The sequence below is a fragment of the Archangium lipolyticum genome, from assembly GCF_024623785.1.
In the GTDB taxonomy this organism is placed as follows: domain Bacteria; phylum Myxococcota; class Myxococcia; order Myxococcales; family Myxococcaceae; genus Archangium; species Archangium lipolyticum.
Map to the genome: position 1 here is coordinate 1 of NZ_JANKBZ010000068.1, position 11,047 is coordinate 11,047.

The 11,047-nt window shown below is 62.5% G+C and carries 10 protein-coding genes and 1 pseudogene; 5 read left to right on the forward strand and 6 right to left on the reverse strand.

The window, feature by feature from the left end; all coding sequences use genetic code 11:
* The 3 genes and pseudogenes from NR810_RS51685 to NR810_RS51695 form a co-directional block, all read right to left on the reverse strand.
* A partial coding sequence (locus NR810_RS51685) for a hypothetical protein (RefSeq protein WP_306819242.1) occupies positions 1–199 on the reverse strand: 199 nt, incomplete at its 3' end.
* 1,330 nt (positions 200–1,529) lie between these two features.
* Complete coding sequence (locus tag NR810_RS51690) at positions 1,530–2,654, reverse strand: amidohydrolase family protein (RefSeq protein WP_257463567.1); 1,125 nt, start codon at positions 2,652–2,654, stop codon at positions 1,530–1,532.
* A 270-nt stretch (positions 2,655–2,924) separates the two neighbouring features.
* Positions 2,925–3,116 (reverse strand): annotated as a pseudogene (locus NR810_RS51695) (DUF2379 family protein); the annotation flags it as partial.
* 419 nt (positions 3,117–3,535) lie between these two features.
* Between NR810_RS51695 and NR810_RS51700 the strand changes: the two are divergent.
* Complete coding sequence (locus NR810_RS51700; protein ID WP_257463568.1) at positions 3,536–4,333, forward strand: DUF1963 domain-containing protein; 798 nt, start codon at positions 3,536–3,538, stop codon at positions 4,331–4,333.
* 187 nt (positions 4,334–4,520) lie between these two features.
* On the opposite strand, the gene NR810_RS51705 is transcribed toward NR810_RS51700, so the two are convergent.
* Positions 4,521–4,904: a transglycosylase SLT domain-containing protein gene (locus tag NR810_RS51705; protein ID WP_257463569.1), complete on the reverse strand. Its 384-nt coding sequence runs from the start codon at positions 4,902–4,904 to the stop codon at positions 4,521–4,523.
* A gap of 47 nt (positions 4,905–4,951) precedes the next feature.
* Positions 4,952–5,269 (reverse strand): hypothetical protein, encoded by a 318-nt coding sequence (locus NR810_RS51710; protein WP_257463570.1) that lies wholly within the window; start codon positions 5,267–5,269, stop codon positions 4,952–4,954.
* 500 nt (positions 5,270–5,769) lie between these two features.
* On the opposite strand from NR810_RS51710, the gene NR810_RS51715 reads away from it, so the two are divergent.
* The 4 genes from NR810_RS51715 to NR810_RS51730 all read left to right on the forward strand — a co-directional run bounded on the left by NR810_RS51715 (position 5,770) and on the right by NR810_RS51730 (position 9,230).
* Positions 5,770–6,054 carry a M12A family metallopeptidase gene (locus NR810_RS51715; protein ID WP_257463571.1) on the forward strand — a complete coding sequence of 95 codons (285 nt, stop codon included), beginning with the start codon at positions 5,770–5,772 and terminating at the stop codon, positions 6,052–6,054.
* A gap of 835 nt (positions 6,055–6,889) precedes the next feature.
* Entirely contained in the window at positions 6,890–8,095 is a 1,206-nt protein-coding gene (gene sitA5 / locus NR810_RS51720) for a SitA5 family polymorphic toxin (RefSeq protein ID WP_257463572.1), read from the forward strand.
* 9 nt (positions 8,096–8,104) lie between these two features.
* Positions 8,105–8,341: a DUF7336 domain-containing protein gene (locus tag NR810_RS51725; protein WP_257463573.1), complete on the forward strand. Its 237-nt coding sequence runs from the start codon at positions 8,105–8,107 to the stop codon at positions 8,339–8,341.
* A gap of 448 nt (positions 8,342–8,789) precedes the next feature.
* Positions 8,790–9,230, forward strand: coding sequence for a hypothetical protein (locus NR810_RS51730; RefSeq protein ID WP_257463574.1), 441 nt, complete (start codon positions 8,790–8,792; stop codon positions 9,228–9,230).
* Here NR810_RS51730 and NR810_RS51735 read toward each other — a convergent pair.
* Positions 9,149–10,609 (reverse strand): ATP-dependent nuclease, encoded by a 1,461-nt coding sequence (locus NR810_RS51735; protein WP_257463575.1) that lies wholly within the window; start codon positions 10,607–10,609, stop codon positions 9,149–9,151. The genes NR810_RS51730 and NR810_RS51735 overlap by 82 nt on opposite strands.
* Positions 10,610–11,047 lie beyond the last annotated feature (438 nt).

The window sequence follows — 11,047 nt, forward strand, 5'->3', positions numbered from 1 at the left end:
GCGACGGGTGGTGCATCGCCGGGGCGAGCGACGGGTGGTGCATCGCCGGGGCGAGCGACGGGTGGTGCATCGCCGGGGCGAGCGACGGGTGGTGCATCGCCGGGGCGAGCGACGGGTGGTGCATCGCCGGGGCGAGCGACGGGTGGTGCATCGCCGGGGCGAGCGACGGGTGGTGCATCGCGGGGCTTTCCACGTTCATTTTATCCTCCAAACGCTGCTTGTCAGTTGGTGCTGCTGTTGCTTCGCTCTTGGTTTTGTCGGCTTCACCTGCTTCCTTCTGCGGAACAGTTTCAGGGACGACAGGCTGAGTTTTAGGCTCCGTCGGACCCTGCTGATCCGATGGGTCTTTGCGCTCGGGCATCGGTTCTCTCCTTTCCCTCTTCTTTCGTGACGTAACCAATGTCAGCATCCCCTTGCGGATTGAGGTCGCCACATATGCACTCCCTTAGAAGTGCGTTTATCTGAGATGGAAGTAGGGGATTTAGAAGGGGTCTTGCCTCCCTCAAGACCCCTTCGACGTGCGCATTTAAAGGGTAGCAGTCAACGCCGCGTCAAGTACCAAGCGTGAATGGATATTTACTGTCAGCAACATAATCAACAGTTGGACAGATGCTCTTGGCAATGTTCGATAAACGACAATTCATCGAGGCTGCCGTAACATCTTGAGGATTGCTTCCTTCTCTGCCCGCCCGGTTATCTTGTTGGGCGGGCTGCCGCTTGCGCTTGGGGGCAGGCTCGCGGCTGAAACACGCTTGTTGAGGCGATTTTCGCAGAATCTGTCGTTGCTCTCGTAGCCTGCCGTGTTCCACTCGGGCCCCGCGTAAAGAGATGCCCGAAGCATGGGCCGGTGGTGGCCATCAGAGTGCGGCAGGCGAGGCCGGTACTCGGGTCAACGGTGCTCGGGGTGGTGGTGGTCCCAGGGCGCGGCAGGCGCGGCTCGGGGCGATCGATGCCACCGGGGCGCAGCATTATTAGGCCAAGTCATCGGCTCCAGAGGTTTGCCCAAGGGGCGGAATGCGCGCCGCTTATCGCCCGGCGAGGGGTCCAAGGGGACCAAAAAAGGACCAAAACGAACGGACGCGCATGGACTCGTCCGGACAGATAGGCGCCCCATTTTCAGAGGGAAAACGGGGGATGTGCCTCCGGTCCCGAGTGAGGGCGAATCGACCCTTAGCGGCTTCGATTCCCGCCGCCTCCACATTTTTACGGCGCGATCACGGGTGGTTAGCAGCTTCCCCCATCCGTGTTGCGTCAGTGTAGCGTGCCGCTGCAAGCGTGGCAGCTTCCTTCCGGGCGCGAACTGCCGACCTCTTTTTGCGCATAAGCGCATTGAAGTCTTCGATCTCAGCGGGGCCGATCTTCGCGAGCTGACCGGTACGCCGGGCCTTTCGTCGCGCGAGGATCTGCCCCGGATTGGACCGAGGAGCGCTCACACCTGGGGGGTTTGTCGGGGAGGCATTGACCTCGCGTCTGCTGGAACTGGGCTGGCTCAAGAAGATACCCCGGGGGCGTACGCTGCGCCTGACGCCTCACGGAGCGCTCGGTCTGGCCAGGGAGTTCGGCATTGGAGACGCCCGGTAGACGATCTTCCCCTGCCTCAACACCAGGCGCACGTTAGCGAGCGCCTCGATGCCTCGGGATGGGTCTCCGTCGATGACCACCACATCCGCATCGAGTCCCGGCACGAGCCGGCCTGTCCGCGTATCCTGACCGAACTGCGTCGCGGGGTTCGTCGTCAGGCTCGCCAGGATGTCGTGCAGGTTGAGCCCCGCCTCCCTCAGTAGTGCGTACTCGCGCAGTGGATTGTCGTCGGTCATGTAGCCCACGTCCGTGCCGAAGAGGATGCGGCCTCCGAGCCGGGCGTGGTGGCGGACCTGTTCGGCCCCCGCCTGGTTGAAGCGCTCGAGCACGGCGGGCTCCTCGTTGGCTCGCTTCAGCTCCCACTCGAACAGGGAGAGTGTCGGCACGAGCGCCACCTTCCGGCGCACCATGGCCTCGTGGAGGGAGTCCGGCAGTGGGCCGGCCATCGGCGCCGTATGCACCACCACATCCACGCCTCCCTCCACGGCCGCGCTCAGTCCCGCCACGTTCGTCGGGTGCGCGAAGACGGGCTTGCCGTGCGCATGCGCTTCCTCGGTCACCGCCTGGACAATGGCAAGCGGCATCACCGGATAGGGTTTATGTGCCGTGAGGGAGGCGGTGAAGAGCTTGATGGCATCCGTGCCGCCCGCGAGCTGCTCCTTCACGATCGCCCTGGCCTGCTCCGGCGTCCGGAGCTCCGGCAGCTTCACCGGAACGTACCGAGGTGTGCCCTCCACGGGGGCCAGCGGGACACCCGCGGTGATGATGCTGGGGCCGGCCAGCTCGCCAGCCTCGATACGCCGCCGCAGCGCCAGCGTGGCCTCCGGGAACGAGCCCGTATCCACGACATGGACAAAGCCGTGGCGCAGCAGCATGTCCCGCAGGTGCTGCTCGAGCACGGGCGCGGGTTGGGTCGCCGCCTCTTGCCCCCACGGCTCGGTGAAGTGGACATGGCTGTTCCAGAACCCGGCCAACAGTGTCTGGCCCGAGGTGTCGAGGACAGTCGCCCCCGCTGGAATCTCCACCTCCGACCGAGGCCCCGCCGCGGAGATCCGCCCCGAGGAGATCAGCACGACCCCCTCCGGGATGGGAGTTGCCTCCGGGGACGGGTAGACCGTGCCCCCAACGAGCGCCAGGGTGGTCACTCCCGAGTCCTCGACCCTCCCAGAACTGGCTGGCGTCCTGCACCCTACGAGACCCACCGCTCCGGCGACGAACAACACCTTCCAATCCATGCGCGCTTACCTTCCGAGGTCAATGATCCCCCCTCCCTACTACGTCCACGGGGGCGGGTCATTTCCTGACAGGAACGAGCGAGGGGCTCGACGACCATCCGCCACTCCCTATGAGAGCTTGTTCAGCTTGTCGAGTTCGCCCTCGGCAACCTCCCGGTACAGCGGCACAACCTCCATGGCGAGCACGTCCCGCATTTGTTGGCGTGCGCCGTCAAGGTCCCCTCTTTCCCGAAGCTGGTACATCCGATGGAGTGCATCGACCAATCGATTTGAACCCTCGGTGATTCGGCGTCGAATCTCGTCCACGCTTTGAAGGCCACGAAAGCGGGTTCCCTCAAGCAGGTGCGGAGGAGGCGAGCGCGAGGCTTGAGGTAGCGGCCAGGAAGGAGCGGATGAAGGAGAGGACGCCGCGAGTGAATTGGGCGGAGTTGCTCAGCGTGGTGTTGAGGCTCGAGCCGCCCCAGCCAAGAGAGCCAGGCCGCTGCCGCGCACCTCATGGGAAGGCGACCTGGGCCGACGTGTATCCCAAGGGGCTGCGCGGCTTGTCCACCCGCCTGGCGTACTGCTCGGGCGGCCCCGTCAGCGGCCCTCCTCGGCTCCTGTGCTCCTGCCCTCTCCCTCGTCGTCATGCAGGAGGAGTGGGCGCGTGCCGCCCCTCCCTCCGCAGTGACCGCCGGAGCCTTGTCAGAACCGAGGTGCTGTAGGCACCATGGCGAGGCATGCAGCCTACCCTCGACAGAGCCGATGTGGTGCGTTGGCTCACGCCCCTGCTGCGCCAGCGCACGCTCTTGTTGCCGGCAGCCCGCGCGCAGAAGCCGGAGAGGAAGTTCCGCACGCAATTCGGCGGCAGGCCGACCGCACTCCGGGGCGAAAGATGGCCCTGTTGCGGCCGCTGCCGCGGGGCCCTGCGCTTCGTGTGCCAGGTGGACTACTTCCATGACGCGCTCCACCAGCCCCGGCCAGAGGTGGCATTCATCACCTTCTTCTACTGTTGGGAGTGCCACCCCTGGGGCAAGGAGCAGGGAGCAGCCCGGTCCTGGTGTGTACGCGCCTACCCGCTCGCGGCGGAGCAGGACGCAATCGTGCTCCGCTCGCGGGCAGCCTCCTTCACCCAGCATTTTGTCCGTGCCCGGTTGGGCCTCTCGTTAGCGGATGCGGTGGGCTTCGAGCGGCACTGCCCTGAACTCTGGGCGGCGGTGCCGGGCACCAGCGGCTCCCGCCAGGCTTGGGCCAATTGGGACGTCGTCGAGCGTGTCGCGGGGGAGTTGCAACGGGCGGAGGACCTGAGCCATCCGCACACGCGCAACCGAGGCCTGGCGTTGGGCGGCTACCCCCATTGGGTCAACGGCCCGGATGAAACCCCGGACTGCGGGACGTGTGGCCAGGGGATGGAGTTGCTGGTGCAACTGTCCCCCAGTCCCGTGGTGGACGCCGAATGGGGGGACGTCGGGACCCTCTATCTCTTCATGTGCCGGGTCCACATCAACGAGGTGGGCCTTCGCATCCAGTGCACGTAAGGGGAACGGCCAGGAGCAACCCTGCCAGTCTCAGCTCCACCCCCGCCACTCCCTCCTCGAGCACCTCGCGTTCGTGCTTCCGGGCTCGATGACCTCGGCTCCTGGTGGACTGGAGTGGTGGCTTCTGGGAGAGGCGCTATTCAGCCGAGCCGGTACTGGACGACGAGGCGCTCATAGGCCGGTTGCGCTACGTGCTGGCCCATGGCGTGAAGGAGGGCCTGGTGGCGAGGAGCGCCGAGTGGCCGGGACTCACGTGCCTGCCGCAGTTGCTGGGCCCGGCTCGGCGTCTGTTCTCACCCTCGACATGGCTTCTCTCCCGCCTATACGCCTTCTGCACGTAGGTGGCGTCACCGGTGCCCGCGGGGATGGCGTTCGGGTTGCTGCGATCCACGCCATTGGGGCCGGAGTTGTACGCCCGCAGCGCCAGGTCCCAGCTGCCGAACTGCGCCTTCATGTCCTTCATGTAGTAGGCGCCGGCCAGGATGTTCGTCTCCGGATCCGCCAGGTTCTTGCCCTGCAGCTCCGGGTACTTCGCCTGCAGTGCCTTGAAGGTGTTGGGGTTCATCTGCATCAGCCCCGTGTCCGTCAGGCCGTTGCCGCCGTTGGTCGAGGTGGCGCCTAGAATGCCGCGTCAAACCGCCAGATCCGCGCGGCGAGCGCCACGGACTCGATGTCTTTCTTGTGCTGGCCCAGGGCCGAAGGGCCGCTCGCGCCCGGGTTGAGCTCCACGGGCGCCTTGCCCGAGGACGGCGAGAAGCTGCTCTCCGAGAACGGAGACGGCGAGACGGCCCCGGCCTTCTGCGGCCCGCCGTGCTTGCCGAAGAGGCCCTGGAGACCTCCCTGCTCCATGGCCGTCCGGTCAACGACGCCGATGCGGGCGCGCAGGGTGTCCAGGGTCTGGAAGCTCGGGGTCTGGCGAAGGTTCGCGACGTACATGGCGGATTCCTTTCAGGGAGGATTGAGGAGGTGGAGTGCCTCGTTGTTGGTGTCTCCCTACAGCAGGAGCCATGCCAACCCTGGCTCCCTCGGGGCAGCCCGGGCCCCTGATGACTCCAGTCCCGGTGGCGCCCCGCTCCTCCCGGGGAAGGGCCCTGGTGACAGCAGCCCCACGTGGTGAATCCTGTCACCAGGTGGCACGCCGTGCTGAGGTCACGCATGCGGACGAGTTGTCCCTCCTTGAGCGGCCATGGGGGGGGCGTGCACCGGGCCAGGTCGAGCACCGATTCCGAAGTCAATCGAGCACCGATTCCGGGGCGGTCGAGCACCAGCACGGGGCCAGGTGGGTTCATCGCTCGGTCCCTGTAAGTCCGCTCCACGACTGGTGGGAGCGGCCTTCCAGGAACCTCGGTGGGGCCAAAGGAGTGGGATGGGAGGGAGCCGCAGCCAGCGGTGCTCGACCCTGCTGGAACGAGTGCTCGGGTTGGCCGGAATACGCAATGAGCACAACTTCAACACGCAACGACCTGCCGACCATCGAGGTTCTCCAGCCGGACGCGGTCATCGGTCTGCGCACGGAGCTGAGCACTGGAGACATCGCGGCGGTCTCGCTGCTCTACCCCTGGTCGTGTCCCACCTCGGCTCGAGTGATGCAGTCCGGCTGGGAGGTCTTCTCCGTCCCCGAGGTGCCCATGGTGGGGGACCCGGCGGTTGTCACCAGGCCGGAGTTGAGCCGAATGTTCCTCTACAGCTACAGCCGCGACGCAGGTGCCTGTGATGGGTGATCCGGCAGCCTTCCCCGCTGGGGACTGGTTGTTCATCTACGGGAGATGAGGCCGGGCACAGGTTGCGCATGTGGCGGGCGCGGGCAACCTCTATTGGAAGCGGCGGGAATCGAAGCCGCTAAGGGCGGAGCCGATCTCCCTCGGGATCAGAGGCATCCCCCCGTTTTCCCTCTGAAAATAGGGCGCCCATCTGTCCGGGCGAGTCCATGCGCGTCCGTTCGGCTCGGTCCTTTTTTGGTCCCCTTGGACCCTTCGCCGGGCGACAAATGGCGAGGACTCCACCTCTTGCTCTAGCTTCTCGCTCCGATGCCGTGGCCTACTAGTGCGGCCAGGGCCGACGTGTACCCTAATAGGCTGCGCGGCTTGCGCACTGGCCTGGAGCACTGCTCGGGCGGCCCCGTCAGCAGCCCTCCTCGGCCCCTCCGCTCCAGCCCGCCACCCCTCCACAGGCCTTCCATCCTTCCTATGCTCCATCGGGCAGCACCCCCGGAAACCGTGTCAACGTGCATCAGGCCCGCAGCTATCCCCTCCACCCGCACGGTGGCTGTCGTGCTGTGGCAGGATCCCGTCGAGGGAATGCAGCCCTGGCGAGCGGTGAGAGCGGAGCTGGTGGAGCCAGGTCGTCGCACGCTGCGCGTGAACCCCCCTGGCAGCGCAAGCCCTTCAGCTTCGACGCGGAGGACACGCGCGTAGTGATCAAGGCGGACGCAACGGAGGCAGAGACCCGGGGCAGCTTCACGCTCAAGTTGTGGGATGCGGAGGGGACCCGGAGCGTCATCGTCGCTGGTGTGACGTTCCCGTAGACTGGACCCCTCCTCGCTCTGGAGGGCGTCTCATGGCATCTCGTCTGACCGCTGCGGTCGTGCTGTTGGCGCTGCTCAATGCGTGTGCATCCCAGCGAGTAGTGCGCCTCGACACGGGTCAGGGGGAGCTTCTGGAGCACCGGCCTCTCTCGAACAAAGCCGTGAAGGTGGACGAGGAAGCGTTCGAGGAAGCGCTGACGCAACTGGTGCTGGAGGTTCCCCTCACTCTTCGCCCACCCCAGCAAGGCGGGTGGGTGCGCGCCTCCTACCCCACCAACGACCCAGACACCCGCTGGCAGAGCCTGATGCGCAAGAGCTTCGGCGGCATTTGCGAGCCGGGCCAGCGCAGGGAAACCTGCCTCTCGCTGCTCGACGACGTAATGGGCTTGCGCCAGTGGGACAAACTGGGGGTGGCCCTGGGCCTGTCGATCGATCCCCTCAAGGAGAGCATCTCCAAGGCGGTGGAGAAGACGCTGGCCCCCCAGCTCTTCTTCACGGTGATTGCCACGGGGCTCATCTCCTGGGCCGTCTTGGCGGCCAACCCCGAGCCCGTGTTCACCAAGGCGGCGGCGATCGTTTCAGCAGCCCTGTTGATCTACCTGGGAGTAGAGACGTTCCTGGAGTTGGTGGATGCGAGCCGGGAGTTGAAGTGGGCCACCGACCGGGCCACGACCTGGGAGGAGTTGGAGCGCGCCAGCAAGCGCTTCGCGAACCTGGTTGGGCCGGAGGTGGCCCGCGTCTTCGTCCTCGCGGTGACAGTGGTGGTAAGCCACGGAATGACCGGGGGCGCGGCATGGCTGGCCTCAAGGCTGGCGATGCTGCCCAGCTTCTCAGAGGCGGCGGCACTAGGAGCCTCACAACTGCGCCTCACACTTTCGGAGATAGGACAGGTGAGCACGGTGGCAGTTTCCGCCGAGGGCACCATCACCATTACCCTGGCTCCCACGGCGGTGGCCATGACGGGCAAGGGGCCCAGTGGTGGCTCGAAGCCAGAGAACCAGAAGCCACAGACACAAGAGCAATACAAGACGCCCAAGTCTGGCGCCAGCGGGAAAGAGGGCGCCAAGGATGTGCCAAGCTGGGCGAAAGGTGAACGGCCCAAGGTCAATGAGAGTGGCAAGGACTTCGCCAAGAGGTTGTTGGACAAGAAGTATGGGGAAGGGAACTACGACAAGGGGCCTGGGAGTGAATTCAACAAGATACAGAAATGGGGAGACCGCGCATTCGAGAACCCATGAGGGCGTCCCATGACACACGTGTATGTCCTTCAGCATGTGCATGCAGCGCCAAACGGAGAGGAGGATGTCAAGCTCATTGGCGTGTACGTGACCGAGGCAGATGCACAGGCGGCTGTTTCCCGTCTGAGCCAACAGCCAGGCTTCCGAGATCACCCGGAGGGGTTTCACATCTCTCGGTACGAGCTCAACAAGGACCACTGGACCGAGGGGTTCATTGGATGGGACGAAGCCCTTGGTGATTCATGAATCCATGGGAATCGGAGCTCTCGCCCGAGCGATCGCATTCAGGTCTTCCAGATGAATTGAGCGGTGAAGCGACGTGCAGGCAGCGGCCAGGAAGGAGCGGATGAAGGAGAGGACGCCGCGAGTGGGGCAATAATGCGGCTTCCTCTCCGGGGCCGGGGCCTTGCAACATCCAGTGGAGGCGGCGGGAATCGAACCCGCGCCGGGCGGTGCGAAACTCCCAGCAGAATCGCGCCCTTACCGCGTAACCGCCCGGAATGATTGGGAGTCGATATCCCGCCGCGTCCCGTGCCATCCCGTCCCGTCCCGTCCCATCCCGTTCCGCACGCTCCTGCGACATACGTGCAGCACGATCTTCAAGGTTGCTGCCAGCCATAGGGGAGGAAGAGGGTGGAAATTCATCGGGTGGAGGAACCTGGAAGAACAGCTTTCTCAATCCATCGTCCAGTTCATGCAGGACATCGGAAACTTCCGCGACCGCACGACCTTCGACACTGCGGACAATGACAGAAGTGCTCAACCGCAAGATTGCATCGGGCTTGAGCGCACCTCTGTCTGGGATGAGGTGGGGATGAAGGAACGCCTGCTCGACACGTTCATGGGACGGCCCAACGCCACTGCGGAGCGGCACAAGGCCCGCCTGAAGTCAGGGAGTCTCCTGATCGCTTCCTACGGCCCCGTCAGCGAGGCCGCGCGCTGCGCTGGTACACGGACTTGTGCGGCATTCCTGATCAGGCTTTTGCCCTGGACATCCGCTCCGGGTCGAAAGGGGCTCCATGCTTTGTCGCAGGGTACTGCTGAAAAAGCCGCCTACCTGTTCAAGATCTTCTCCAAACCCTCAGTAAACTTGTCAAACGAGAAGGCTCGCATGATGTCGTCGGATATTTTTTGAACAAACATCAACTCATCGATGCCGCGCGACTCCAAATTCTTTCGCAGTCGGAAATAGAACTTCTTGTCAGGCTGGTCTGTTTTTCCTGAATATTTTGCATAGTGCTCGGCAGCCAATGTATCCAGCGAATCCAACTGGAAGTACTTGTCATTAATGGTTCTCTTTAGCGCTGGATTCGAGCCCTCTACCACGATTGAATAAAGCAGCTTTTCCACGCTTTTAATGGGCAGGAAGAGCTTCCGTAGGTCAGTGAATTCTTTGGTGGCGTTGGCCTCGGTCGCCACGTCACCATCCAGTATGCTAACGATCTCGCGACCGAGACCCAACACATTTCCTCTAAGCAGATCACGCTGGAGCGTAAGAACATTCTTCCAGCCGCCTACAGGAACGACATGCACTAGTTTGCTTGAGTTCAGACCTTTGGTTTCAAGTACCTTTTCGACAAGAACCTTCGCTAGAACGTCTTCAACCAAAAGAAGGAAGTCGAAGCCATCGTGTCGGTACACGTCGCGAATTACATAGCTCGGGAAGCCGGGATTAACTACATCGATCACCCCTGCTACGTTCTCGATTTTGTAGATGTTTTTTGGCTGAATCTTTCGAATCACCTCTGGCGAATGAGATGTCAGTATTACCATCAGGTTCTTCGAACCCTGGACCAGCTCATTCATTAGGTCAATGAATCGACTGACGGCAATTGGGTGCAAAGCCAACTCAATTTCATCAATGAGAATCAAGATTGGCTGATCCTGTGGGAGAGAGCGACGGACGATTGCGTTGTACACAAAGTGAAGTAGCGATACGAGCAGGCACTCCCCTGAACTCATGCGATATTGGCTTATTATTTTTCCGTTGATGGAGTTAAAGTAGGGCGTGCTGGCGAGCCCAAGCTTTATCGAAATTGATCGATTTCTAATTCTCTTGAGTCCCGCGTATTTGCCTGCCGATCCCGTGAGAATATAACTAAGCTTCTCTTTGATGTAGTTGTCCGCATCAACAATCTCATCGGCCTGTATTCTTCCTGCGCGCAAATGACTATCTACCGTGCGTGAGTCGTTAAAGCGTGTGCCATAAAAAAGACTTCCTTCATACATTCCATTGAGGGAGACATTTTTCGTATCCAGGCGCCAGTTATTCGCGCCACTCCACACATCGTTTTTCCCGTCGAGACTGATTTCCACTTTCGAGGTGGCGTCATAATCATCGGCGTTGAGCGACTGTAGTGAACTTCTGATGGCTTGCGAAAGTGCCAGCAATATCGTGCTCTTTCCGCTTCCGTTGCTACCGACGATGAGCGTCAGGCTTTTTTCGAGCGGAAGCTCAAGTTCTGCACGCTTGATGTTCTTTACGTTCTCAATTTTAATCTTTAGATCTTTCACAATTCTCCGCCTGTAGGTGGATTTTGTAGCCAATGCGATCCAATCAAAGGAAAGCTGACCTTCAACTATCACTGAGACTTGACTTGAGTCAAGATTTGGTCCTCTGATGCGAGCCGAGCCTCTTTATTAGGAGTGGGCTCGACTCAAAGCGGCGGGTAATATCTATTGGAAACGGGAATCGAACCCGTGAAGGCGATAGAAAACCCTAAGCAGGACGCGCTGTTACCCGCTATCGCCTTGATTCTCCTCGGGTTCGTCATCCCGTCTCGTCCCACCCCGTGCCCTCGTGTTCCTCCCCTTTCCCCGCTGGCGGGGTAGAGTCGACGGGAGGCGCGGTGCCGCTCGGGCTCGTCGGCGCCTGCTGCGAAGGTCCGCTCTCGCTCGCCTTCTCGCCGAGTCTCACCCACGGTCCGTTTCCTCCACGCCGCTCATCGAACC

What these genes read in the sequence shown, in the direction of transcription:
- NR810_RS51700 (WP_257463568.1), top strand. Translation starts at nt 3,536, where the DNA reads ATGCAGCCTACCCTCGACAGAGCCGATGTGGTGCGTTGGCTCACGCCC.
- NR810_RS51705 (WP_257463569.1), bottom strand. Translation starts at nt 4,904, where the DNA reads ATGCAGATGAACCCCAACACCTTCAAGGCACTGCAGGCGAAGTACCCG.
- NR810_RS51710 (WP_257463570.1), bottom strand. Translation starts at nt 5,269, where the DNA reads ATGTACGTCGCGAACCTTCGCCAGACCCCGAGCTTCCAGACCCTGGAC.
- NR810_RS51715 (WP_257463571.1), top strand. Translation starts at nt 5,770, where the DNA reads ATGAGCACAACTTCAACACGCAACGACCTGCCGACCATCGAGGTTCTC.
- sitA5 (WP_257463572.1), top strand. Translation starts at nt 6,890, where the DNA reads ATGGCATCTCGTCTGACCGCTGCGGTCGTGCTGTTGGCGCTGCTCAAT.
- NR810_RS51725 (WP_257463573.1), top strand. Translation starts at nt 8,105, where the DNA reads ATGACACACGTGTATGTCCTTCAGCATGTGCATGCAGCGCCAAACGGA.
- NR810_RS51730 (WP_257463574.1), top strand. Translation starts at nt 8,790, where the DNA reads ATGCAGGACATCGGAAACTTCCGCGACCGCACGACCTTCGACACTGCG.